Annotated in this window: 32 protein-coding genes and 1 tRNA gene; 26 read left to right on the top strand and 7 right to left on the bottom strand. The window is 39.3% G+C overall.

What is annotated here, in order from left to right; genetic code table 11:
• The first annotated feature begins 9 nt into the window (after window positions 1-9).
• From IAE53_RS08960 to IAE53_RS08895, 14 genes are all read left to right on the top strand, one after another.
• Complete coding sequence (locus IAE53_RS08960) at window positions 10-765, top strand: class I SAM-dependent methyltransferase (RefSeq protein ID WP_148423630.1); 756 nt, start codon at window positions 10-12, stop codon at window positions 763-765.
• Window positions 762-1,934: a nucleotidyltransferase gene (locus tag IAE53_RS08955; protein WP_188353166.1), complete on the top strand. Its 1,173-nt coding sequence runs from the start codon at window positions 762-764 to the stop codon at window positions 1,932-1,934. Before IAE53_RS08960 ends, IAE53_RS08955 begins: the two co-directional genes overlap by 4 nt.
• A gap of 1 nt (window position 1,935) precedes the next feature.
• Window positions 1,936-2,481 (top strand): DUF177 domain-containing protein, encoded by a 546-nt coding sequence (locus tag IAE53_RS08950; RefSeq protein ID WP_148423632.1) that lies wholly within the window; start codon window positions 1,936-1,938, stop codon window positions 2,479-2,481.
• A gap of 101 nt (window positions 2,482-2,582) precedes the next feature.
• A complete protein-coding gene (locus tag IAE53_RS08945; RefSeq protein WP_004911968.1) occupies window positions 2,583-3,272 on the top strand; it encodes a response regulator transcription factor in 690 nt (229 codons plus the stop codon).
• Window positions 3,273-3,288: 16 nt separating this feature from the next.
• Window positions 3,289-4,392 carry a cell wall metabolism sensor histidine kinase WalK gene (locus IAE53_RS08940; RefSeq protein WP_148423633.1) on the top strand — a complete coding sequence of 368 codons (1,104 nt, stop codon included), beginning with the start codon at window positions 3,289-3,291 and terminating at the stop codon, window positions 4,390-4,392.
• Window positions 4,373-4,645, top strand: a complete 273-nt coding sequence (locus IAE53_RS08935) for an acylphosphatase (RefSeq protein ID WP_148423634.1) — start codon at window positions 4,373-4,375, stop codon at window positions 4,643-4,645. Before IAE53_RS08940 ends, IAE53_RS08935 begins: the two co-directional genes overlap by 20 nt.
• A 71-nt stretch (window positions 4,646-4,716) precedes the next feature.
• Window positions 4,717-5,637, top strand: coding sequence for a membrane protein insertase YidC (yidC, locus tag IAE53_RS08930; protein WP_148423635.1), 921 nt, complete (start codon window positions 4,717-4,719; stop codon window positions 5,635-5,637).
• A gap of 47 nt (window positions 5,638-5,684) precedes the next feature.
• The gene (locus IAE53_RS08925) at window positions 5,685-6,461 is read left to right on the top strand and encodes an RNA methyltransferase (RefSeq protein WP_148423636.1); all 777 of its coding nucleotides are present in this window, start codon (window positions 5,685-5,687) and stop codon (window positions 6,459-6,461) included.
• A gap of 79 nt (window positions 6,462-6,540) precedes the next feature.
• Window positions 6,541-6,777 (top strand): preprotein translocase subunit SecG, encoded by a 237-nt coding sequence (gene secG / locus IAE53_RS08920; RefSeq protein ID WP_277873067.1) that lies wholly within the window; start codon window positions 6,541-6,543, stop codon window positions 6,775-6,777.
• 100 nt (window positions 6,778-6,877) lie between these two features.
• On the top strand, window positions 6,878-9,202 hold the full coding sequence (gene rnr, locus IAE53_RS08915; RefSeq protein ID WP_148423637.1) for a ribonuclease R: 2,325 nt from the start codon (window positions 6,878-6,880) through the stop codon (window positions 9,200-9,202).
• 11 nt (window positions 9,203-9,213) lie between these two features.
• Complete coding sequence (smpB, locus tag IAE53_RS08910) at window positions 9,214-9,675, top strand: SsrA-binding protein SmpB (RefSeq protein ID WP_148423638.1); 462 nt, start codon at window positions 9,214-9,216, stop codon at window positions 9,673-9,675.
• Between the two features lie 118 nt (window positions 9,676-9,793).
• On the top strand, window positions 9,794-11,350 hold the full coding sequence (gene rny, locus IAE53_RS08905) for a ribonuclease Y (protein WP_148423639.1): 1,557 nt from the start codon (window positions 9,794-9,796) through the stop codon (window positions 11,348-11,350).
• A gap of 147 nt (window positions 11,351-11,497) precedes the next feature.
• Complete coding sequence (locus IAE53_RS08900) at window positions 11,498-11,899, top strand: DUF948 domain-containing protein (RefSeq protein ID WP_010279847.1); 402 nt, start codon at window positions 11,498-11,500, stop codon at window positions 11,897-11,899.
• A 3-nt stretch (window positions 11,900-11,902) separates the two neighbouring features.
• Entirely contained in the window at window positions 11,903-12,463 is a 561-nt protein-coding gene (locus IAE53_RS08895) for a hypothetical protein (RefSeq protein WP_200136332.1), read from the top strand.
• Between the two features lie 18 nt (window positions 12,464-12,481).
• Here IAE53_RS08895 and rnhC read toward each other — a convergent pair whose 3' ends face one another.
• Window positions 12,482-13,387, bottom strand: a complete 906-nt coding sequence (gene rnhC, locus IAE53_RS08890; protein WP_148423641.1) for a ribonuclease HIII — start codon at window positions 13,385-13,387, stop codon at window positions 12,482-12,484.
• 140 nt (window positions 13,388-13,527) lie between these two features.
• On the opposite strand from rnhC, the gene IAE53_RS08885 reads away from it, so the two are divergent.
• Window positions 13,528-13,599 (top strand) — tRNA-Glu (locus IAE53_RS08885).
• Between the two features lie 151 nt (window positions 13,600-13,750).
• Here IAE53_RS08885 and IAE53_RS08880 read toward each other — a convergent pair.
• The 6 genes from IAE53_RS08880 to IAE53_RS08855 all read right to left on the bottom strand — a co-directional run bounded on the left by IAE53_RS08880 (window position 13,751) and on the right by IAE53_RS08855 (window position 17,457).
• Window positions 13,751-14,818: a site-specific integrase gene (locus tag IAE53_RS08880; RefSeq protein WP_200136333.1), complete on the bottom strand. Its 1,068-nt coding sequence runs from the start codon at window positions 14,816-14,818 to the stop codon at window positions 13,751-13,753.
• Between the two features lie 136 nt (window positions 14,819-14,954).
• Window positions 14,955-15,647, bottom strand: coding sequence for a hypothetical protein (locus IAE53_RS08875; protein ID WP_200136334.1), 693 nt, complete (start codon window positions 15,645-15,647; stop codon window positions 14,955-14,957).
• 64 nt (window positions 15,648-15,711) lie between these two features.
• Complete coding sequence (locus tag IAE53_RS08870; protein ID WP_200136335.1) at window positions 15,712-15,891, bottom strand: hypothetical protein; 180 nt, start codon at window positions 15,889-15,891, stop codon at window positions 15,712-15,714.
• 32 nt (window positions 15,892-15,923) lie between these two features.
• Entirely contained in the window at window positions 15,924-16,625 is a 702-nt protein-coding gene (locus tag IAE53_RS08865; protein ID WP_200136336.1) for a potassium channel family protein, read from the bottom strand.
• A 47-nt stretch (window positions 16,626-16,672) separates the two neighbouring features.
• Window positions 16,673-17,107 (bottom strand): ImmA/IrrE family metallo-endopeptidase, encoded by a 435-nt coding sequence (locus IAE53_RS08860; RefSeq protein WP_200136337.1) that lies wholly within the window; start codon window positions 17,105-17,107, stop codon window positions 16,673-16,675.
• Window positions 17,104-17,457, bottom strand: coding sequence for a helix-turn-helix domain-containing protein (locus IAE53_RS08855; RefSeq protein ID WP_200136338.1), 354 nt, complete (start codon window positions 17,455-17,457; stop codon window positions 17,104-17,106). Before IAE53_RS08855 ends, IAE53_RS08860 begins: the two co-directional genes overlap by 4 nt.
• A 266-nt stretch (window positions 17,458-17,723) precedes the next feature.
• Here IAE53_RS08855 and IAE53_RS08850 point away from each other — a divergent pair, with 266 nt between their 5' ends.
• The 11 genes from IAE53_RS08850 to IAE53_RS08800 all read left to right on the top strand — a co-directional run bounded on the left by IAE53_RS08850 (window position 17,724) and on the right by IAE53_RS08800 (window position 21,588).
• The gene (locus IAE53_RS08850) at window positions 17,724-17,948 is read left to right on the top strand and encodes a hypothetical protein (RefSeq protein ID WP_010276515.1); all 225 of its coding nucleotides are present in this window, start codon (window positions 17,724-17,726) and stop codon (window positions 17,946-17,948) included.
• A gap of 15 nt (window positions 17,949-17,963) precedes the next feature.
• Complete coding sequence (locus IAE53_RS08845; RefSeq protein WP_148423648.1) at window positions 17,964-18,158, top strand: hypothetical protein; 195 nt, start codon at window positions 17,964-17,966, stop codon at window positions 18,156-18,158.
• 5 nt (window positions 18,159-18,163) lie between these two features.
• Window positions 18,164-18,319, top strand: coding sequence for a hypothetical protein (locus IAE53_RS08840; protein WP_200136339.1), 156 nt, complete (start codon window positions 18,164-18,166; stop codon window positions 18,317-18,319).
• A 2-nt stretch (window positions 18,320-18,321) separates the two neighbouring features.
• A complete protein-coding gene (locus IAE53_RS08835; RefSeq protein ID WP_200136340.1) occupies window positions 18,322-18,465 on the top strand; it encodes a hypothetical protein in 144 nt (47 codons plus the stop codon).
• Window positions 18,462-18,686 (top strand): hypothetical protein, encoded by a 225-nt coding sequence (locus tag IAE53_RS08830; protein ID WP_200136341.1) that lies wholly within the window; start codon window positions 18,462-18,464, stop codon window positions 18,684-18,686. The genes IAE53_RS08835 and IAE53_RS08830 overlap by 4 nt, the downstream gene beginning before the upstream one ends.
• Window positions 18,679-18,846 carry a hypothetical protein gene (locus IAE53_RS08825; RefSeq protein ID WP_200136342.1) on the top strand — a complete coding sequence of 56 codons (168 nt, stop codon included), beginning with the start codon at window positions 18,679-18,681 and terminating at the stop codon, window positions 18,844-18,846. Before IAE53_RS08830 ends, IAE53_RS08825 begins: the two co-directional genes overlap by 8 nt.
• Complete coding sequence (locus IAE53_RS08820) at window positions 18,836-19,033, top strand: hypothetical protein (RefSeq protein WP_234456356.1); 198 nt, start codon at window positions 18,836-18,838, stop codon at window positions 19,031-19,033. Before IAE53_RS08825 ends, IAE53_RS08820 begins: the two co-directional genes overlap by 11 nt.
• 51 nt (window positions 19,034-19,084) lie before the next feature.
• On the top strand, window positions 19,085-19,387 hold the full coding sequence (locus IAE53_RS08815) for a VRR-NUC domain-containing protein (protein ID WP_200136344.1): 303 nt from the start codon (window positions 19,085-19,087) through the stop codon (window positions 19,385-19,387).
• Window positions 19,368-20,525: a DEAD/DEAH box helicase family protein gene (locus IAE53_RS08810; RefSeq protein WP_200136345.1), complete on the top strand. Its 1,158-nt coding sequence runs from the start codon at window positions 19,368-19,370 to the stop codon at window positions 20,523-20,525. The genes IAE53_RS08815 and IAE53_RS08810 overlap by 20 nt, the downstream gene beginning before the upstream one ends.
• Before the next feature lie 180 nt (window positions 20,526-20,705).
• The gene (locus tag IAE53_RS08805; protein WP_200554215.1) at window positions 20,706-21,446 is read left to right on the top strand and encodes a PD-(D/E)XK nuclease-like domain-containing protein; all 741 of its coding nucleotides are present in this window, start codon (window positions 20,706-20,708) and stop codon (window positions 21,444-21,446) included.
• Window positions 21,439-21,588, top strand: coding sequence for a hypothetical protein (locus tag IAE53_RS08800; protein WP_200136525.1), 150 nt, complete (start codon window positions 21,439-21,441; stop codon window positions 21,586-21,588). The genes IAE53_RS08805 and IAE53_RS08800 overlap by 8 nt, the downstream gene beginning before the upstream one ends.
• Window positions 21,589-21,673 lie beyond the last annotated feature (85 nt).

The raw sequence follows: 21,673 nt of genomic DNA, 5'->3' as shown, positions 1-21,673 counted from the left end.
ATTGAGAATATGACTAAGAACATTAACGATAATTACACAACTTTTGCTGCTAAATATGACCGATTATTTGATTCGGACATGTACCAGGATTGGCTATCCTATGTCACCCAATACACCACTCCGACAAATGTACTCGATCTGGGTGGTGGTGCTGGACGGCTAGGTGTTTTGTTAGCAGAACATCAATATCAGGTCACAGTTTTAGATTTGTCACCAGATATGTTATCTTTAGCTCAGACACATGCAAGTCATGCTAACGTTGATTTGACACTTTTACAGGCAGATATGCGTGAATTTAGTGATTGGTCAACGACATATCCGTTGATTGTTAGCTTTGCAGATGCGTTGAACTATTTACCAAATATTGATGATTTAGAGGCTGCGTTGATCCAGGTTTTTGATCATTTAACTGATGGTGGCATGTTCCTGTTTGATGTGATTACACCTTATCAGATTGATGTTGGTTATGACAATTACTACTATAATAATGATGATGATCCAGAAAATATTTTAATGTGGACTAGTTTTGCTGGAGATGAAATGAACAGCGTCGATCACGATCTTAAATTTTTTGTTTATGATGAAACGATTGACGGTTTTAAAATTATGCGTGAAATTCATCATGAACAAACATACAGTTTAGCGACCTATGAACAGTTGTTAGCAAAAGTCGGTTTTCAAAACATTGACGTTAGTGCAAATTTTGGTCGTGATGACATTCAAGAAGATACAACGCGTTGGTTCTTTAAGGCGGTGAAACCATGAAAGCAGTTGGCTTAGTCACGGAGTATAATCCTTTTCATAACGGACATATTTACCATATTGAAGCAGCCAAAGCTGCAACAGGTGCTGACGTTGTTGTCGCTGTCATGTCTGGCAATTTTGTTCAACGCGGTGAACCAGCACTTATGGATAAATGGCATCGAGCACAATTAGCTTTGTCGCATGGTGTTGATCTGGTCATCGAGTTACCAACGTTTTTTGCAGTACAGCCAAGTCATTTATTTGCTGATGGCGCGATTCAACTGCTAACCGCCTTAAATGTGAAACAAGTTGTGTTTGGGAGCGAACATGCTGATGTTGATTTTTTATCTTTGGCACAACAGGCACCAGACGTTAATCAAAATGATCAATTTAAGCAACATAATCAAACGTTCGCAAGCGTATACGCACAACAACTTTCAGACAAAACTGGTTTTGAGCTAAAGGAACCCAACGATATCTTGGCGTTGGGATATGCAACAGCTGTTTTAAAGCAACAGTCACCGATTGAACTGATACCGATTCAACGCGTAGCTGCAGGATATCATGAATTACATTTTTCAGAAACACAAGAAATTGCGTCTGCTTCTGCCATTCGTCTGGCCCTCCACAAAGATCGTGCAGAAAAAATCAAAAATGTGGTACCGAATGATGTTTATCAAACTTTGACATCTGAAGCCTCCACAATTAATTTTGAGGAAAAGTTTTGGCCCCTGCTGAAGTATCGTATTACAACAGATACGGTTGGTCAGCTAGGGCAAGTCTACCAAATGGCGGAAGGATTGGAACATCGTTTGGCCTCAGTTATGTTAACAGAACCAGCACCTACGAATTACCAAAATTTTATTAAAAGAACTAAATCAAAACGTTATACGTTTGCACGAATGCAACGCACATTATTGTACACGTTGCTGAATGTTAAGGTTGACCAAATGCAGGCCGCAATGCAAGACCCATATTTGAGAGTTTTGGGTTTCACACCGAATGGGCAACAGTATTTGAATGAAATCAAAAGAGAAGTAACTTTACCATTGATCAGTAAAGTTGACAGTAACTTAGCAAGAGCGCAATTGCGTTTAGACTATAAAGCCGGTAAACTATGGCAACTCCTTGCCAACAATGCGACTGAACAACAAGATGTGACACGCGCGCCAATATTTGTGGAGAAATAAAATGAAATTTGCAAAGAACCAATTATTAAAATATCGTCAAAAGCCCATGCTGTTGGCTGAACAGATAAATCTTGAACCTATTGCCAAAGAACGTTTCCCTGAGACCGTTTTAGCGTTGTCACCTTTAGAAGTTGCGGGGCAAATCAGTTATTTAGATAATGAAGATATCATTTTAAAAGTGACGGTTAAAGGCACAATTACCGTACCCTCGTCACGTTCTTTGGATGCTGTTAAACTGCCAATTAATGTGACATTTGAGGAACGATACATTGAAGAAGTGACGCGCTTATCCGAATTTGAAGAAACAGACGCCGTATTTGTCCTTGAAAACGATGTATTGAATGTGGATGATGCTATTTTAGATAATATTATTGCTAATTTGCCGCTACAAATTTTAACGACTGAAGAAGAAAATAGTGATATTTTGCCTTCAGGCAACGATTGGCATGTCATCAGTGAAGAAACATATAAAAATGAGAAAATGAGTGATAATAGCGATAAATTAGACCCTCGTTTAGCAAAATTAGATGATTTTTTCAAAGAATGAGAAAACACTTGCAAAAAATATCAAAATCATCTAAACTAAAGTGAGTAATAGAATATAATATAGACTCGGTTTAAACCGATTTAAAATGTTGAGGACAAAAAATGAGTAAAGTATTGATTGTTGAAGATGAGGAAAACTTGGCAAAGTTTGTTGGTCTTGAACTTAAGCATGAAGGATATGAAGTTGAAACGGTTCATGATGGCCGTTCAGGTTTAGATTTGGCATTAGAAAATGATTATGATGTTATTTTGCTTGATTTGATGTTGCCTGAGTTAAATGGTTTGGAAGTAGCGCGTCGTCTGCGTGAAGCAAAGAAAACGCCAATTATCATGATGACAGCTCGGGATTCAGTGATTGATCGCGTCTCTGGTTTGGATTATGGTGCTGACGATTACTTGGTTAAGCCTTTCGCTATTGAAGAACTTTTGGCTCGAATTCGCTCCCTTTTGCGTCGTATTGCCATTGAGACGGAAGTGAACGATAAGCACCGTTCAATCATTAATTTTAAAGATTTGCGCATCGAAAAGGAAAATCGTATCGCACGTCGAGATGATCAAATTATCAACTTGACAAAACGTGAGTACGATTTGTTATTGACGCTCGTTGAAAATATCAACGTTGTACAGTCTCGTGAGCAATTGCTTAAAGAAGTTTGGGGATTCGACTCAGAAGTTGAAACAAACGTTGTTGATGTTTATATCCGATATCTTCGCAATAAGATTGATGACCCAGAAAGCAAAGCGTCATATATCCAAACAGTACGTGGTACCGGTTATGTTATGCGTAGCTGATTTTAGGAACTAAAATATGGATCATGATAGAAACACAACTGAAAAAGCCGCACGTCGCTTCTCACTGCGTTGGCAGTTAGCAATTGGAATGGCGTCTGGCTTTTTTGTTATCTTTATTATTTTTGCACTCATTGTGACGGCATTAGTTCAAAAGTATTATGGTAATCCGCCAGATGCGATGGTTCTTTGGTTGTGGGCGATTGTTATTCTGGGTGGATTTGCTATTTTCATTTTTGCTTTTTTGTTGACACGATTAATTTTGAGACCAGTCACATCGATAGAAAGTACAATTGAGGCGTTTGAAGATGATCCAATGACGGACGTGCGTGTTAGTGAAGTAGGTGCTAATGACGAATTTTCGGATTTAACACGAATTTTAAATCGTACGATTGATCGATTACAAGGTTTAATTGGCGCGCAACAACAATTTGTGTCGGATGTTTCACATGAGTTGCGGACACCTGTTGCCATTGTTAAAGGACATATGGAACTGCTGAACCGTTGGGGTAAAGACGATCCGGAGGTACTTGATGATTCGATAAAGTCATCTCTGGCTGAAGTACAACGGATGGAGACACTCATCAATGAAATGTTAAATTTGACACGAGCAGAACAAATTCCAATCGAGAATATCAAAGAAATCACTGATGTTGGTGGTACCGTTCATCGCGTGTATGATAATTTCAAATTGATACATCCGGATTTTATTTTTACACTTGACGACGATTTATCTCAGCAAGCTGAAGTTAAAATTCGTCAGGACCATATGGAACAAATTTTGATTATTTTAGCAGACAACGCGGTCAAATATTCGTTAGACCGAAGAGAAATTCATTTTGCCTTGTCTCAAACAGCTAATCGTGTGGAAATTGGTGTGCAGGATTTCGGTGAAGGCCTTTCTGCTAAAGACTCTCAACGTGTGTTTGATCGCTTTTATCGAGTTGATAAGGCTAGATCTCGCGCCAAAGGCGGTAACGGGCTTGGGTTGAGCATAGCCCAGCGATTAGTAGAAGCTTATGGCGGTGAAATTGCCTTGGAAAGTGCTGAAGGGTCAGGTTCGATTTTTACAATTCATCTCCCTTTGTACAATGAGGATGACAATGAAAACGCTGGAAGTTAACGTATTTGGTGTTGTACAAGGTGTTGGCTTTAGATGGTTTGCGCAACAGACGGCACAAAAAAATAATATCGTTGGTTGGGTGCGCAACCGAAAAGATGGCTCGGTGACAATACAAGCCCAAGGGACAGAAGAAAACATGGCTAATTTTTTAACCACTATCAAAAAGGGACCGGGATTTTATAGTCGCGTTGATGACGTTGAAATTGAATCAATTGCACCATTTGAATCAAATGTTTTTGCTATTCGATACTAATTCTTGGTATAATTATAATTTGTAATTATACGATGATTTTTAAACACGGTTTTCGAGGAGAAACTTTGATTATGAAACAACTAAAGCGCGTTTTAACTATTGCGTTTGTGATTTTAGATATTGTGTTATTGACGGGCGGTTATGATCAAAATAGTCGTATGTATCGTTGGATTGGTCATCCGCTTGCTGAAGTAATGACCAACATTGCCCACTTTATTGGTGGGGTTGACGGCATTGGTTGGGCGATTGTGATTATCACAGCCATTCTACGTTTGATTTTGTTACCGTTTTTCTTGAATCAACAAGTGAATACAACAATTAATCAAATCAAGATGCAGACACTGAAACCTGAAATTGACAAATTACAGGCCATTTCGCGTAAAGCTGGTACACCAGAAGAACAACAAAAGGCTAGTATGTCAATGATGTCACTCTATCGAGAAAACGATGTCAGTGTCATGGGTGGCATGTCCTTTTTGACAATGGCGATGCAACTGCCAGTTTTTTCAGGCTTGTATTCAGCCATTTTGCATGCGCCAGCCCTAAAGGGGGCATCTTTTTTCAATTTTGATCTTGGGAAACCACAACTTGTCTTTGCGATTATCGCCGGTATTATTTATTTAGCTCAAGCGTGGTTAATGATGCAACACATGCCACAAGAGCAGCGTAAAACGTCAGCAGCTATGATGTTTATTAGTCCAATCATGATTTTTGGTTTTGCGATGATTGCAAGTGGCGCGATTGGTCTTTACTTTGTGGTTGGTGGTATTTTTGCTTTGATTCAATCGTTGATTCAGCATTTGCAACGCCCAGGTCTCGAAAAGCGCGTGGCTGGTGAATTTAAGATTAAAAAAACTGCTGATGATTTAATGGCTGAAGCGGCGACTGCACCAACTAATCCATCAATTCTTAATAACGCTCAAGCGTCGAGAAAGCCTTCTCAGACCAATCAAAACAAAAAAGGACGTAATGCCGGTAAACAAAAACGCTAGAATTAGAGTAAATTTTGCGTTTCAACATTCATAGAAAGAAAAAGTACATGGAAAGAATTATTTCAAATCAAAATTCACGTGTCAAAGCATGGGCAAAATTATCGTCAAAAAAAGGTCGATTAGAAAATCATACTTATTTGCTTGATGGCTGGCACTTGGTCGAAGAAGCGGTTAAGGCGAACGCTAAGTTTCATGCAGTCATGGCAACATCATCACAAATGGCACTACATTTACCAGAAGTACCACATGGTGTACCCGCTTTTGAAATCAGTGAAGAAGTTGCTAAGCATATTGCTGGCACTAATACACCACAAGGGATTTTTGCAGAGATCAGTTTACCTGAAAAAACATTCGATCCCGCATACGTTCACGATGGTGCGTGGTTATTGCTTGACCAAATTCAAGATCCCGGGAACGTTGGAACATTAGTTAGAACAGCTGATGCTGCTGGCTTTAAAGGTGTTGTACTAGGTGAAGGCACTGCAGACGCTTTTGCGCCTAAAGTAGTACGAGCTATGCAAGGCTCTCAATTTCACTTAGAAGTTCTAAATGGTGATCTCAATCAATGGGTTGATGCGTTGACAAATAACGGTTTGCCAGTATATGGTTCTCAGTTGAATGAAGCAGCGCAATCATATCGTGATATTGAGCCAAGCACACAGTTTGGTTTGATTTTAGGAAACGAAGGGCAAGGCATGTCAGATGAATTGGCAGCTAACACAACAGCTAATTTGTATATTCCAATTCAGGGACAAGCAGAAAGCTTAAATGTCGCGATAGCTGGTGGTATTCTCATGTTCAGCTTGTCTCTAGGCAATGAATGAGCGACGGTTTCTCCAATACTAGCGATTTAGGGATAGATTTGCTATAATAGAAATATCGATTTAAGTAGAGGTTATGATTGTGGAAAAGACACTCACCGTTGCTTTGATTGTCGTAGGCTTCATGCTTATCGTCACAGTCATGATGCAACCTAGTAAACAACAGGACGCGTTATCAGCTTTATCCGGTGGTGCTGGCGATTTGTTCGCTGAGCGCAAGTCTCGAGGATTTGAAGCGGTTATGCGCCGTGCAACGTCTGTTCTTGGGGCGCTATGGTTCATTATTGGTTTTGCGCTGATGTACGTCTCAGCTCATTAAAAAACGAATTGGTCAGTTTACGCTTTTTTCGTAGACTGACTTTTTTTGTAGCAAACGTTGCGTTATTAAAAAGAAAATACTTAATTTAAAAGGAAAACACATGCATTTAGAAGAATTAAAAGCACAGCTGAATGGCTTTTTAAAGGCCAATTCAGCACAGTCCTTTTCAGCTCAAAATCTAGCTGATGGTCTACGTATGAATGATAGTGCTGGCTATAAACAAGTGGTTAATGCGTTGAACGCGCTTGTCCGAAGTGGCGATGCACTTGATCGTGAACAACAATATCAGTATAACCCGAATGCGGGCTACACACTTGGTGAGTACCGTGCTAATGACAAAGGCTTTGGCTTTGTCAAGTATGATGATGAATTGCCAGACTTTTTTATCAATCCTGAAAACACACTGCAAGCAATGCAAGGTGATCATGTTCGAGTTGAAACGATTAAACCTTCGCCTTCTCCAGACCGTGGTCCTGAAGGTAAAGTAGTTGAAATATTAGAGCATGCTTACGAGAGAATTGTGGGTACTTTTTCGCTTGGCTCTGATGCCAAGGAAATGATTGGGGAACTTGCCATTAGCGATAAAAAAGCGATGAGTTTCAAAGTCTTGGTTAATGGGGAAGGCTTGAAGCCAAATGATGGTCAGGTTGTGGTGGCTGAAGTTGTACGCTTTCCCGACCAAATTCACCCCAAAGAGCTCGTAGCAACCGTCACTGAAACGCTTGGTTACAAAGATGAACCAGGAATGGATATTTTGCAGATTGTTTACAGCAAAAAAGTTCCCAATGAGTTTCCTGCTGATGTGTTAGCGGATGCTGGTAAAATACCAACAGACGTACCAGATTCTGAATGGGCTGGTCGTGAGGATATCACCGAGCAAACATTGGTGACCATTGATGGTGCAGATACTAAAGATATTGATGATGCGGTTGTTGCTTGGAAGTTAGACAATGGTAATTATCATTTAGGCGTTCATATTGCTGACGTTTCCCATTACGTGACGGAAGGTTCGAGCATTGATCGCGAAGCATATAATCGTGGTACATCAGTGTATCTGACGGATCGTGTCATTCCAATGTTGCCGCGTAATATTTCTAACGGTATTGCGTCACTTAATCCCAATGTTGTCCGTTTAGCAATGTCAGCTGAAATGGAAATTAATCCACAAGGTAAAGTTGTTAATCATCGCTTACATACTTCTGTTATGAAGTCGCATGCTCGCATGACGTATGATGCAGTGAATAAAATTCTCGAAGGGGATGTTTTTGTTCAAGAAGAGTATGCAAACTTAGTACCTATGTTCAAAGTGATGGGTGAGTTGCATGATATTTTGTACAATATGCGTAAGCAGCGTGGTGCGATTGAGTTTGACGCACCAGAGGCGCAAATCATTGTTGACGACGAGGGTAAAGCCGTCGATATTAAGCTGCGCGAACGTGGCACAGCTGAGCGTATGATTGAATCCTTTATGTTGGTAGCTAACGAAACTGTTGCTGAGCATTTTGACAAATTAGAAGTACCATTTTTATATCGTATTCATGAAACACCAGACGCAGAACGTGCCAAATCATTTTTTGAATTTTCAAAAGCTTTAGGACATCCAGTGATTGGAGATCCAAATAAAGTGACACCAATTATGCTGCAAAAACTAATGAATGATGTTGCCGGTGACCCTGCTGAACAAATGATTTCGACAATGATGTTGCGTGCGATGAAGCAAGCTAAATATTCACCGGATCCAGTTGGGCACTTTGGTTTGGGCGCTGATTTTTATACACATTTTACCTCGCCAATCCGACGCTATCCCGATTTAACTGTGCACCGATTGATTAAATGGTACGCTAAAAATGGTTATGGTGTATCAGCACAAGAAAAGTATGCCAGCCATCTTGGTCAAATCGGTGAAGATACCAGTACTCGTGAGCGTCGCGCCATTGATACAGAACGTGATGTTGACGCACTCAAAAAAGCTGAATATATGCTTGATAAGATAGGACTAGAGTTTGACGGTGTTGTCAATTCGGCACTGAAATTTGGTCTGTTTATTAGTCTAGAAAATACTGTTGAAGGACTGGTGCATATATCAAATCTGACAGATGATCATTATGAGTACGATGAGTCACACGCAGCACTGATTGGGCGATCGAAACACCGCATTTTCCAGATTGGTCAAAAGGTTCGTGTCAAAGTGATTCGAGTGAATAAAGATGAGCGTACAGTTGACTTTATGTTGGTCAATCCGCAAGATGCACCAACCACTACTATCCGCGTTGCTTCTCAATCGCATGGCAAATTTGGGAAGGGACGTAACCGCGATGAACGTCGTAAAAATGAACGACGTGGCAAGTCAGAAGGTCCAAAAACTAAGCGAGGACCATTGGACAGCAAACAAGGGCACAAACGAGATAGTAAACGTAATTTCTAAGGTGGTTTTGAATGGCAAAGAAAAAACAGAATGAACAATATCTTGCTCAAAATCGAAAAGCTAGGTTTAATTATGCAATTTCAGAAACCTTTGAGGCGGGTATTTCGCTGACGGGGACAGAAATCAAGTCAGTGCGTGCCTCACGAATTACAATTAGTGACGGATTCGTTACCATACACGATGGTAATGCGCTGCTAACGAATGTCAATATTGCTTCTTATGCGCAGGGTAATCAATTTAATGTTGACCCCTTACGTACTCGGCAACTTTTACTTCACAAGCGAGAAATCCGCACGTTAGCGAAAGCTGCACAAGAACAGGGTGTGACAATTGTACCGCTCAAAGTGTATATGAAACATGGTTTTGCTAAAGTCTTGATCGGCATTGGTCGTGGCAAAAAGAAGTACGATAAGCGCACTGATATTAAAAAACGTGATCAAGAAAGAGAACTAGCGCGACGGTTTAAAAATTAAATTTAATCTGTAATCATAACCGTTTAGTCACTATCCTCACTATTGACCGGAACTCTAATAATCGCTATACTTAATGTATGTGAAAATAGAGTTTCACAAGCTGAAAGGAAATGCTAACATGGTAGTTACAGTCATTTCAGCGCTCTTCGCAATTGTGATTGGTTATGGCATTGGCTACTATATGCGTAAATCTCAAGATGCACGCCAAGTAGCTTCTACTAAACAAATTGCAGCTAACATTCTTGAACAAGCAAATAAAGAAGCTAAAAGTTTAAAACGTGCAGCTGAAGTTGATGCCAAAGATTTGGCACAGACTTATCGTAACAAGGTCGATGATGCATTCAAAGACCGGCAAACGCAGTTGCAACAACAAGAACAAAGGCTTGAAGACCGTATCAGTAACCTCGATAAAAAAGATGCGGCCCTCAATCAACGTGATGCTTCTCTGATTCAAAAAGAAAATCAGGTCCAGACACGTTTGGACGATGCAGAAAAGAAACACACGGTTGCCCAGAATTTGATGGTATCACAACAGGAAAAGTTGGAAGAAATTGCTCAACTTTCTCCAGATGATGCTAAAGAACAAATTTTAAGTAAAACAAAGACAACACTTGTTCGTCAGCGTGCCGCACTGATTAAGGAAGCGCAGGACGACGCAACGAGCGAAGCTGAAAAACGAGCACGTAATATCGTCGTGCAAGCGATTCAGCGGTCGGCAGCAGACTCGGTGGCTGATGTTACTGTATCTGTTGTGAACCTACCAAGTGAAGATATGAAAGGTCGAATTATTGGTCGTGAAGGCCGCAATATTCGAACACTTGAGTCTTTGACTGGTATTGATTTGATCATTGATGATACACCTGAGTCGGTTGTCTTGAGTGGATTTGACCCTGTTCGTCGAGAAATTGCCAAAATGGCCCTTGACGCATTAGTGGCAGACGGTCGAATCAATCCGTCTCGTATTGAAGAGATGGTTGAAAAATCAAGACGCCAAATGGATGAAACCATTCGTGAAAAAGGTGAACAGACTGTATTTGAATTGGGTCTACGTGGTATTCACCCTGATTTGATCAAAATGATTGGACGTATGAATTATCGAACTTCATACGGACAAAATGTGCTCCAACATTCAATCGAGGTCGCAAAACTTGCGGGAATGATGGCAGCAGAGCTTAAAATGGATGTCGCGCTTGCGAAGCGCGCTGGTTTATTACACGATATTGGAAAAGCAGTTGATGCTGAAGTTGAAGGATCACATGTTGAGTTAGGTGTTCGATTGGCTGAAAAGTTTGAAGAAAAGCCGATTGTTATCAATGCAATAGCTTCTCATCATGGTGACGTTGAGTCGATTTCTCCAATTTCAGATTTGGTTGCTGCAGCTGATGGCATTAGTGCAGCTCGACCTGGGGCTCGTAGTGAGTCACTAGAAAATTATGTACAGCGTTTAAAGGATTTGGAAGCTATTGCTAACAATTATCCTGGCGTGCATACTGCTTATGCGATTCAAGCAGGACGAGAAATTCGCGTCATTGTTGAACCTACCAGAGTCAATGATTTGCAGGCCACAGTATTGGCACATGATATTAAATCTACTGTTGAAGAAAAGTTGGACTATCCTGGTCACGTTAAGATTACGATTATTCGTGAAACGCGTGCTGTGGATTATGCCCACTGATATAACAAATTGAAGTGTAAGATCAAGTTTAAAAAAAGTCGTTCATTGAACGATTTTTTTTGTTATAATTAACCTAATTGAAAACGTTTTATTTTTCATAAAAGTTTAACAAAACGTGATTCTACTAGCATCAACAAGGAGGAGTATATGGAACCTGGACAACTTGCTTTACTGATTTTCGCCGTTGCATTTTTAATTTTGGTGATTTTTATCGGTATTTTCCTGATGCGTTTAACACGCTCTCTAGGTGTTATTACGCTGGACGTCGATACAATTGCAAGATCAAGTAATGAAATACTCGGTAATGCTAACACATTGTTGAACGATGTGAACGGCAAAGTTAAAAAACTTGACCCGACTGTTCAAGCGATGGCTGATCTGTCGGAAACGGTATCACATCTCAATAGTTCGGTGCAAAATGTTACGAACCGATTCTCTAGTGCAAAAGCTACTGCGAGTGCTGGAGCTGGTGGTGTGGCGGCTGTGGTTGCAAAAAAAGCAACATCAGCTGCAATGAACAAATTCAAATCCAAAAAGACGGAGGTCTAACACATGTCAAAAGCAAAAGGTTTATTTTTTGGAATTTTAGCTGGGGCGGCAGCGGTTGTTGCTTTTAAAGCTTTACCTAAAACTAAGCAGGATAAACTCACTGAAAAAGCACAAGAAACTGGTGTTCTGTTGCGTGACAAAGCCTATGATGCTGCTTATGCTGCTGCGGATTTAGCGGGAGACGTCACTGAAAAAGCTAAAGCTAAAGCCACAGAACTAAAGTCACAAAGCCAAGAAAAATATGGTGATCAGTTAGATTCAGCTTCTGGTAAGCTCAAGGAAATCACCGATCAAGCAGCACCGTACGTTGATAAGGCGAAAGACTTTGTATCGCCTTATGTTGCCAAAACACAGGATGCAATTGCTGATTTACGTGACAAGTTTGCCAGTGAGGATATCGAATTAACGCAGGATGATGTTGATCTGGAAGCTGCACTAGCTGATTTGGCTGATGAGGAAAAATCAGATGAGACAGTTGCAGCAGAGTCTACTGCTGATGTAGAAGAAGTTTCTGCTGAAAAAGCTGTTGACGAATTAACAGATGATAAGCCAAAAGAAAACTAATTTAAAAAGCTGAACACTTTATACAAGGTGTTCAGCTTTTTTTGTGTTGGCGAAATGTAATTTGGCAAATTGACTAAGGTCTTTGCCGTTGCGTAGTAGTTGAGCGGCAACTTCGTCAACCGCGTGACCAGCGCCAATAGGCAGTGTCACACCGGCGTCTTTGCTGAGTTGTTTGAGTGTGTTCAGCTCTACGACTCTAGCTAGAATTGAAGCTGCGGCAACGCTTAAGTGGTATTGCTCGCCTTTCGTCGTGAAATAAACATTTTCTGAGATAATACGCGGTTGGTGTGATCTACTAAGATAACGATAGTAGGTATCGCGTTGTGCAAATTGATCGATTAAAATTGCTCGTGGTTTTGCAGGTGCAATTTTGTCAAGCACTTTTGCCAACGCAAAATTGTGCGAAATTGCTTTTAGTTGATTGACATTATTATTTGGTTGCAGTTGATTGTACTTTTCTGGCATCAAATTGACGACATGATGTGGTAGACGTGCGATTATTTCTGGTGCAATGGCTCTCATTTTTTGATCGGTTAACGTTTTTGAATCCGCAATACCTAATTGACGTACCCAGTCAAGATCGTCCTCACTAACAAAAACTGCTGCAGTTGTTAGTGGACCAAAATACGCACCGGCACCAACTTCGTCAGATCCTAATACAGACCAATTTTTAAAATCAATTGGTATACTGTCTGAATTGTGTTTTGCTTTACTTGCAGGTGTCAGAGTTTGCCATTTGGCTGCTTCAAGACTATGTCCTTTACCTTGAAACATAACTTTGCCCGATTGGTAACCTGTAATGTGTGCGGTTGGGGTGCGGGCTGAAAAAATAGCACCGTTGGGAATCACATTGCCGCTATACTTGGCATAGTATTGCACCATCTTTTGTAATTGTCCGGAAGTAACTTGAATAACTGTTTGCATATTAGCAAGTATAGCAGTTTTTGAGGGTGAGGTCGATAACATGTGTTGCCGATTAGCCTGTCTAAGCGTCGTGACGAAGTCGAGACTTGAAAAACATGTTGACGAGAGGCATTTTTTTCGGTATACTTAATATTTGTTATGGCGCTATGGTCAAGTGGTTAAGACGTCGGCTTCTCAGGCCGAAATCGAGGGTTCGACTCCCTCTAGCGCTATTCTAGCCGTTCTATCAAATTTCTTGATAGGACGGTTTTTATTTGCTCATGAGTTGATGTATCAACGTTTATAAGACGTTTGATAGCTCTTTTATAATCGATCAAAATCTTTTAAATTCTTATTTTTTTGCTACCATTTGCTACAAATTTGCTACAAATTTTTAAGTACATCTAAAGTCTTGGTTGTTTCGGCAGTTCGTTTCTTTTCGAGTAAGTGGGCATATGTTGAAAGGGTAATATTTACGTCAGCATGACCTAATCTTTCACTAACGTATTGAATGGCAATATCTTGTGATAATAGATAGCTAGCATGCGTGTGTCTCAATCCATGGAATGTAATAAGCTTACTATTTCTTTTTTCAAGATAACGCCTTAATTGCTTGTTGACGGCATTATTAGTAGGTGGTAGACCAGTTAGGCTCTCAAAGGCGTATCGTTTACCAAACTTCCATTTTTTAACGCTCATCATAAAATCAGATGGTAAATCAACGATACGATTAGAAGTCTTGGTTTTGGTGTCTTTAAATTCTTTATCAGAGCTTTGCCATGATTTATTGATGTTGATCGTGTTATTAACAAAATCAAAGTCTTTTTCTGTTAATCCTGCTATTTCCGAATATCTTGCACCAGAATATATAGCCATTAAAATCATGTGACTTGTTACGGCATCACTATTAGAAACATCCTTGACTAGCAATTCTAATTCGTTGTTTTCTAAAAATTTTAAGTCTCTATCTTTACTATCTTTAGCAGAGAATGTTTTGACATTTCGAGCAAAGTCTTTGTATATAAAATCTTCATCTACTGCATAACGAACAAATGAGCTAATGATATTTTTAATGTGGGAAACTGATGACTTTACGTGTGTTTTTCCATACTCGTTGATTAGTTTTTGAAAGTCAACTGTCGATATATCGGAAATACGTTTGTTTGGCCATTTTTCACGTAGTAACTTTGAAATAACCTTGTACCATGCTTTACTCTTGGTTTCCAGCAGTGGCTCCTTAAATACTTCATACCAATCATCAAACATATCAGCAATAATTCCGTTGCCCTTGGATAAGGTATCATTTATTTTCTGATTTTCAACTTCGATTGACCATTTTTTAGCTTCACTTTTTGTTATAAAACCAGATTTTGTTTTCTTTTTATATGTTCCATTAATGTTAATAGAAACACTAGCAGTCCATTTTGAACCACGTTTGTATATCGAAGCCATAATAAAAACCTCCTTTAAAAAGGGGGCTTATATCTGTTATAATCTAATAGAACGCCCCGTGCGTTTACAATATTTTGTTTAGCACACCCATTGAACTTTCGCAGGTTAGGGTGTGCTTTTTTTGGTAATAATTGTATTAACGTTCCGACTTTCTGTAACCTGCGGCTTGCGCTTCCGCTTCGCTGCTAAAATATACAGCATTAGCCGAATTCATATGATAACCAGCTTGTCCGGGAACATGATATATATGTGATCTGGAATTACCAATTATTTGTTGACTTGAACCAGTATAAGTTTGCGTCGCTGTAGTAACACTTTGCTGTTGGGCTACTGCTAGTGATGATGATTCAGCCGCGGAACGCGACGCAGCAGCTACAGAACTTTCCGATACGGCACGCGACTGAGATTGTGCTAAGGAAATTGATTGCGCCTCACTAGAACTTTTTGCGGCTGATGAAGCAGATATGCTTGCTGCTTCAGAGCTTGCTTTTTTTGAAGCGGCAAGTCTAGATTGCTCCGCTTTTGAACTAGAGGCTTTTGCTGCTTTTGAAGCCTTAATCGATTGACTAGCTGCTTTTTTCGAACTTTCTTCTTTATTCTTTTTTTCACTGCTAAGACTAGATGCTTTGCTGATAGAGTCGCTATTTGAAGTTGATGAGGTTGTACCAAACCCAAAAAGACTAATAACCAAAACAATAAACGATCCTAAAATAATTTTTTTAAGGTTTGGAAAGGGTTTGTGTCTAATCTTTTTGACAATCCAGATAATTGGACTCACTATACATGAAAAGAAAGCAACAAAAAACAACAAAGCAAAAAAATCACTCATCTCTATAATCTCCTAAAGCCTTTTAATGTGATTACTTGGCACATCTTGCCGTTGAAAATTAATTTTAACGTTCTTTCTTTTCTTCTTGTGAACCGATAATATAGAAAAATATTAACGCACCAATGACAATGGCAACCCAGACAAAATAATCTAGGAATAAACTAATTATGCTGGTTACTATAACTGCTAATATAAGCCAAGGTATTAAACGCACTAATCCTACAAATGCGAACCATATTAACATAATTATTCCGACAATACCGATTAAAAACATTGTTATTCACTTCCATTCAGTTGATCTTTGATTTCTTGCAAGTCATTTTTGATTTGCTTAAGCTCATTTTTCAACTCATCATTTTCTTTATCATTCTTTTCATCAACGAAGAATGCAGTGACTGTACTTGTAACACTTCCAATTAGTCCGATACCCAATATCATCAAAACTACGGCAACGGTTCTACCAATTTCAGTGTGAGGAGATATATCACCATAACCGACTGTTGTAGTCGTAGCAATAGCCCACCACAATGAATTCATATAGCTGGCGTTTTCAGCAACAGAATATATCTCGGCAGCAATTAGGATTAGTATGACTGTGGTAATTACAAGATAAATAAATCCATTTGTTCCAAAAAACCTTTTGATACTTTTTTGAATTTTCCCTGTAAAGCCAACAATACGAATCAAACGTAAAAGTTTTATAACACGTAGTACTCTGAAAGCCCTGAAAAAATAGAATATTGAATCAAATGGAATGATGGCAAGCAGATCAAAAATATTCTGTTTGAAGAACAGCTTTTTATTATCAGCTTGATAAAATCTAGCAATATAGTCTATCCAAAAAAATATTAGAATACCTCTATCAGCGTAATTATATGGATAAAGGTTAATGTTAATAACATTTGAGATGTCTAAAAGCGCCAATATGATAGATGAAATTGAAAGCAGCAGAACGGCAGAATAATAAAGTCTTTTCATAAAAAATTTTCTTGTAGCTTTTTAAGGTGGACGCTTATCACATAAACCTATTCTACAACACTGAGAGACTTAAATGTTTCGTTAGCATATTGTTCAAGCCAAGAGGGAACGCGATAATATTCCATAAAACCGTTAACGGTCGTTGGCATCTCGATAGACATTAACATTTTGATAGCGTTTCTATGAGCAAGTAGTTCTTCTCCACGCTTGCCAAACTCGCTAAATTGATAAACTGCTTGCGCTTCATGATCGCCATACAATATGTGGCTTAGTTCGTGTGATAATCGATAACAATAATCAACCCCGATATCGAAATTAGCATTCATTATAATGGCACGACTTTTAACCAAGGCTGTGTCAGGTACGTGAGAAAGTAAATTATCAGCTAGTATAACAATTACGTTGTTTTTACGAGCTATTGATTCAACGTTTTGAACTATTTCAGGATATAGTTGCTCACTGTAATTGTAAAACTCTGTCATTTATTCTCCTTCTCACGTAAGGAAATAATATAACGTGCATAATCGCGTAACTTCTCTTTTTCAGATTCTTCTATTTCCATACCATCGAAAGCAAGAATGGTTTCGTCATCTAAAATATCAACTGTTTGGTCTTTGGTTGAATTTTTAGACTGCAATACGTCACTTCTCCCTAAAAGGTAATCAGTAGAAACGTTAAGTACATCTGCTACTTTTTGAAGGGTTGCCACCGTGGGTTCTCTTTTATTCCATGAATAAATTGATTTCTCACCAATTCCTGCTTTAATTGCAAGTTCTGTTAATGATAATCCGTTCTTTTTTGAAACTTCTTTGACTCTGTCAATTAGCGCCATTTCTATGTTTTCTCCTTGTATAGACAAGAAAAGTACTGCATATAGTAAAAGAGTGTTGACAAGTACTGCATGAGGTACTATACTAATTCTTGTAAGTTAAAAGTGCAAACAAAAAACAGTAATAACATTATCAATCTTGGCGGAGGGATATGTTGATACTTTGCTTTGTTTAGCTGTCTTTACTATGCAATTATAGTACTTCATACGATACTTGTAAAGTAAAACTTACAAACATTTTTACAGTAAGTAATACTAAGGAGGAAATTATGAGTGTGCAGGAAGCGATTCAAACACTTGAAGAAGAACAATTTAAGTTCTCACTTCATTTGAAAAAGAAGCGGTTGAAGCCTCGTATGCTTGCGCCGGTTATAGGAAAGTCTGAATCATATGTACGTCAACTACTATCTGGTGCAGCAAAAGGCGAAGCGGCTAAAGAACACTTAGCAACGCTGTTCAAGTTCACGGACTATGACGGCGAAAGTTGGTTGTAAGAAGGAGGCAAACAAATGTCATTTGATGCAACTAAGAACTATCTGCAAAAAGAAATTCAAATTGAACTGAAAGGCATCACGTCAGAAACGTTCAACAAGCATTTCCGCAGTGATAAGAATTTCCCCAAACCAATCTTAGATACACCACGCAAGAAGATTTGGGACGGACGAGCATTAGTGTGGTACTTCGATAAGAAGTCAGGAAGGTAAGCAATATGGAAAATCAACAGGTTAGATATGCGACTTGGTTAGAGGAGTTCATTAATTCACACGAAGATTTGAAAAAGTCTTGGGCTAACTTTGACAAAGAAGTACGTCATGAAAATCAACAACAAATCGCTCGTTCGATTCGTGGATTTGGAGGTAGATGAAAATGTGGTTTTTACAATTAGTTGTGCTAGTCGTTCTAGTGGGCGGTGCATTCCTAATGGGTGCATCAGTCGGTGAAAAGCAAGAACGCAAGCAACAAGAGAGAATCAAGTGGTATCAGGACAGACAACGAGGAGGTAACAGATGATAGTACCGGATTCGTTAAAAGCATTAGGCGGTGATATTCAACAAGAGCCGATTGGTTACGAAGTTCAATTGTATGATTTGAGCGGTTGTGGTTATTACAAACAAAAATTTGACAGTGAAGTAAAAGCAGACAATGCCATTGCAGAAAACGTTGATGAATTGAATGAGATAGCCATAGCTTTGGACACACAGCAGAAAGAGCAAGTGTACAAGTATGACTGACCGTGATTTGATTGCAAAGATTGAACGCCTAAAAGGTGATGTGATCAATATCAATACCGAAATTCCATCAAGTCAAAAGATGGTCAAACAGTACGGAAAAGACGTTGTGGTCATGTTGAATATCATGATTGGTAGGTTAAGCAATGTACATGAATTATGACGTGATGATAGCCAACATGGAAGCAGAAAGTAACAAGGCAAATGATGACTTGCAATATTATCGCCGGTTCACATCACCAATGCATAACGGCTTTACACGTAAGCAGATGATACGCCAGTTGACTAATCGTAAACGAATGTTGGACGCACGTATCAGACGTTTAATTGAACAAAAAAACGCCCAATAACGACTGCAATCGCTTGGACGTAAGAAAAATAGGATAGGTACATTATAGCACATGAAAGAGGAAGCTAAGCTACAAACAAAAATCATCAAGTTTCTAAGGCATGAGGGACGATTTGTGATTAAGACACAAGGCGGCACACCTGGAACAGATACAGGAACGCCTGACATAATCACGATTTATCCAGATGGACGGCTTATTGGTTTAGAAATTAAGCGACCTGATGGAGGTGGCATTGTCAGTCCTGAACAGAAGGCTATCGGTAAGCAAATCAACCGCAACAACGGTTTATGGTATGTGATTGATAGCTGGGAAAAGTTTGAGGAGGTCTGGCGAGATGTCACAACCCTCATTTAAATTATATGACGCACAACGTGAACAGGTTGAAAAATCGCAGCCAACCTATTACTACATCATGAAAATGGGAACTGGTAAGACAGTAGTTGGCTTATTGCACGCCATGAAATGGTTCCCTGATAAAGATGTGATAGTGGTTGCGCCACGTCAAGTTGTCAATGCCGAATCATGGATGAAGGATGCCGTACTTGTTGGTTTTAGAAACAATTTGAAAGTTGTCACAACAGATGGTGTTAAGAAATTAACCACTGATGAAGTGATGGGCAAGGTTTTGATTATTGATGAAGCTCACAAGTTCAAAAATAATTCAGCACGATCTAAACGACTGCAAGAACTATTGAGGTTATCAGCTGGATTTGTGTTTCTATCAGGAACACCGACAAATGGTAAGAGTGATGACCTCGAAATGTACGCCTTGTACTTTAGACATGTTAGAACACGTAAGCAATTTAAAGACTTGTACAAGGTAGCAGAGACGCCACATTGGAGTAAATATCCTATTTGGCACGTTGGTAAGAATGAACAGCAGTTGATTGACTGGTTTAAGTCGATTACATCAGATGTCGTGACTTTAGATGATATTGCGGAACTACCTGATGTGATTGAGAACGTTATCGACTTTGATCCAGACCGTGAATACAAAAAAACTAAAATGTCGTATCGAAAAGACGACAAGATTATCTTTGCTAATCCAACAGCAAGACGTGTGTATCAAAGACAAAATCAAAACAACAAAGCAAAACTTGAATGGCTTGATAGTGTCAAAGAAGAGTACGCCAAAGACAAAACAATCATCTTTTACACGTATGATAACGAACTTGATTTGTTGAATGAAGCGTTGAAAGATTACACGGTTGGTCATGTCAACGGTCATGAGTACACACCCGGTGGCGACTTCACGTTGATTCAAATCACAAGTGGTTCAGGGTTGACGTTGAACGAGTATAAACACGCAATATGGTGGTCGTTGCCTGATAGCTTCATTGACTTTGATCAGTCAAAATATCGCAATTATCGTATCGGTCAAGACACTAAAATCACACGTGATTATCTAGTGGTTCATGGCACGATTGACGACAATATATGGGACGCATTGGAGTTGAAACAGAACTTCAATGCAGAAATGTTTGAGGACTAAAGCATGACAGACGAACAACGAATATTACTAGAAAACCTATGAGAGGCACTTGAGAGTCAACCAGAAGAGCCGAATTATGATGACGTAGACAATGGTCTGATGTCACATGATGAATACAACGACCAGTACCATGAGTGGAATTTAGTGGAACGAATTAAAGAATTTTTGTGAGGAAGTATAATGACAATTCACATGAGCCCGACAAGGGCATTGAAGTTTAACAAAAACCCATTGCGTGCCTTAGAAGATTATCTAGGTATCAACAAGTGGTGGGAGGGCAACGACGACGCCTTGCATTATGGCAATATCGTTCACAACCTAGCAGAGGGGCGACGAGTGCTACAAGGTTTCACAGATGATGACAAGAAAACAATTATCTCATCAACTGGTAAGACTAAAGGTCAACTGAAGTCAACCTACAAGGACGCCATTACTGTTGGTAATAAGTTACGTAATTATGTCCTGAAAGTATCACAAGGTGGTTTAGCACAGTTTGAAGTATCAATTGATGAAATGGTTGATATGGACGATTTACATTTTAACGCTACTGGCCGTGCAGATATGATCACACGTGATGCGGTTTACGATTTCAAAACAGTATCACCGAAAGAATTTGACAGCTTCATTTTTTATAAAAGCTTTCGAGATGGTCGTGAAAAAGATTATCTCAAACAGGTTGCATACTACGCCTTGATGTTTGATAAGAACGAAGCACATGTTTTGTACATCAAAAAAGACCAGAAGACGCCGTTTATTTATGACTATCAATTATCGAAAGTTGAAATCAACGCTTATGGTCACGAAATGATGGACGAAATTGAAAAAGCTGTCGGCATCGTAGCTGACCAAACACAAGCAATGGCAGTTAATGATGGCAGTCAGTGGGCATACAAGCACTTTGGAGGTGTGATTGATGACTGATGAAGAAAAAATAAAGTTGTTGTCTGAATATGCAAGTTGGCTCGAAGGGGAATATCTTGGATATCCGGCATTAGGAAAGTTCAATAATCAAATATGCGAATCTGCAATTCAGTTTGTGAAGGAGGAAAACAATGACAATTAAGGTAAGCAAGTTCCAAGAAGTAAAGTTACAAAAGCCAGCGCCTAAAGGTATCGCAGTTTATGGTGAGCCAATGGCGGGTAAGACA

This window comes from Leuconostoc sp. S50 (assembly GCF_016624925.1).
Lineage (GTDB): Bacteria > Bacillota > Bacilli > Lactobacillales > Lactobacillaceae > Leuconostoc > Leuconostoc pseudomesenteroides.
This window is presented reverse-complemented; position numbering and strand designations above follow the sequence as displayed.

Bases quoted from the DNA above. Each gene is read 5' to 3' on its own strand.
- IAE53_RS08960 (WP_148423630.1), top strand. From the start codon at position 10: ATGACTAAGAACATTAACGATAATTACACAACTTTTGCTGCTAAATAT.
- IAE53_RS08955 (WP_188353166.1), top strand. From the start codon at position 762: ATGAAAGCAGTTGGCTTAGTCACGGAGTATAATCCTTTTCATAACGGA.
- IAE53_RS08950 (WP_148423632.1), top strand. From the start codon at position 1,936: ATGAAATTTGCAAAGAACCAATTATTAAAATATCGTCAAAAGCCCATG.
- IAE53_RS08945 (WP_004911968.1), top strand. From the start codon at position 2,583: ATGAGTAAAGTATTGATTGTTGAAGATGAGGAAAACTTGGCAAAGTTT.
- IAE53_RS08940 (WP_148423633.1), top strand. From the start codon at position 3,289: ATGGATCATGATAGAAACACAACTGAAAAAGCCGCACGTCGCTTCTCA.
- IAE53_RS08935 (WP_148423634.1), top strand. From the start codon at position 4,373: ATGAAAACGCTGGAAGTTAACGTATTTGGTGTTGTACAAGGTGTTGGC.
- yidC (WP_148423635.1), top strand. From the start codon at position 4,717: ATGAAACAACTAAAGCGCGTTTTAACTATTGCGTTTGTGATTTTAGAT.
- IAE53_RS08925 (WP_148423636.1), top strand. From the start codon at position 5,685: ATGGAAAGAATTATTTCAAATCAAAATTCACGTGTCAAAGCATGGGCA.
- rnr (WP_148423637.1), top strand. From the start codon at position 6,878: ATGCATTTAGAAGAATTAAAAGCACAGCTGAATGGCTTTTTAAAGGCC.
- smpB (WP_148423638.1), top strand. From the start codon at position 9,214: ATGGCAAAGAAAAAACAGAATGAACAATATCTTGCTCAAAATCGAAAA.
- rny (WP_148423639.1), top strand. From the start codon at position 9,794: ATGGTAGTTACAGTCATTTCAGCGCTCTTCGCAATTGTGATTGGTTAT.
- IAE53_RS08900 (WP_010279847.1), top strand. From the start codon at position 11,498: ATGGAACCTGGACAACTTGCTTTACTGATTTTCGCCGTTGCATTTTTA.
- IAE53_RS08895 (WP_200136332.1), top strand. From the start codon at position 11,903: ATGTCAAAAGCAAAAGGTTTATTTTTTGGAATTTTAGCTGGGGCGGCA.
- rnhC (WP_148423641.1), bottom strand. From the start codon at position 13,387: ATGCAAACAGTTATTCAAGTTACTTCCGGACAATTACAAAAGATGGTG.
- IAE53_RS08880 (WP_200136333.1), bottom strand. From the start codon at position 14,818: ATGGCTTCGATATACAAACGTGGTTCAAAATGGACTGCTAGTGTTTCT.
- IAE53_RS08875 (WP_200136334.1), bottom strand. From the start codon at position 15,647: ATGAGTGATTTTTTTGCTTTGTTGTTTTTTGTTGCTTTCTTTTCATGT.
- IAE53_RS08870 (WP_200136335.1), bottom strand. From the start codon at position 15,891: ATGTTAATATGGTTCGCATTTGTAGGATTAGTGCGTTTAATACCTTGG.
- IAE53_RS08865 (WP_200136336.1), bottom strand. From the start codon at position 16,625: ATGAAAAGACTTTATTATTCTGCCGTTCTGCTGCTTTCAATTTCATCT.
- IAE53_RS08860 (WP_200136337.1), bottom strand. From the start codon at position 17,107: ATGACAGAGTTTTACAATTACAGTGAGCAACTATATCCTGAAATAGTT.
- IAE53_RS08855 (WP_200136338.1), bottom strand. From the start codon at position 17,457: ATGGCGCTAATTGACAGAGTCAAAGAAGTTTCAAAAAAGAACGGATTA.
- IAE53_RS08850 (WP_010276515.1), top strand. From the start codon at position 17,724: ATGAGTGTGCAGGAAGCGATTCAAACACTTGAAGAAGAACAATTTAAG.
- IAE53_RS08845 (WP_148423648.1), top strand. From the start codon at position 17,964: ATGTCATTTGATGCAACTAAGAACTATCTGCAAAAAGAAATTCAAATT.
- IAE53_RS08840 (WP_200136339.1), top strand. From the start codon at position 18,164: ATGGAAAATCAACAGGTTAGATATGCGACTTGGTTAGAGGAGTTCATT.
- IAE53_RS08835 (WP_200136340.1), top strand. From the start codon at position 18,322: ATGTGGTTTTTACAATTAGTTGTGCTAGTCGTTCTAGTGGGCGGTGCA.
- IAE53_RS08830 (WP_200136341.1), top strand. From the start codon at position 18,462: ATGATAGTACCGGATTCGTTAAAAGCATTAGGCGGTGATATTCAACAA.
- IAE53_RS08825 (WP_200136342.1), top strand. From the start codon at position 18,679: ATGACTGACCGTGATTTGATTGCAAAGATTGAACGCCTAAAAGGTGAT.
- IAE53_RS08820 (WP_234456356.1), top strand. From the start codon at position 18,836: ATGAATTATGACGTGATGATAGCCAACATGGAAGCAGAAAGTAACAAG.
- IAE53_RS08815 (WP_200136344.1), top strand. From the start codon at position 19,085: ATGAAAGAGGAAGCTAAGCTACAAACAAAAATCATCAAGTTTCTAAGG.
- IAE53_RS08810 (WP_200136345.1), top strand. From the start codon at position 19,368: ATGTCACAACCCTCATTTAAATTATATGACGCACAACGTGAACAGGTT.
- IAE53_RS08805 (WP_200554215.1), top strand. From the start codon at position 20,706: ATGACAATTCACATGAGCCCGACAAGGGCATTGAAGTTTAACAAAAAC.
- IAE53_RS08800 (WP_200136525.1), top strand. From the start codon at position 21,439: ATGACTGATGAAGAAAAAATAAAGTTGTTGTCTGAATATGCAAGTTGG.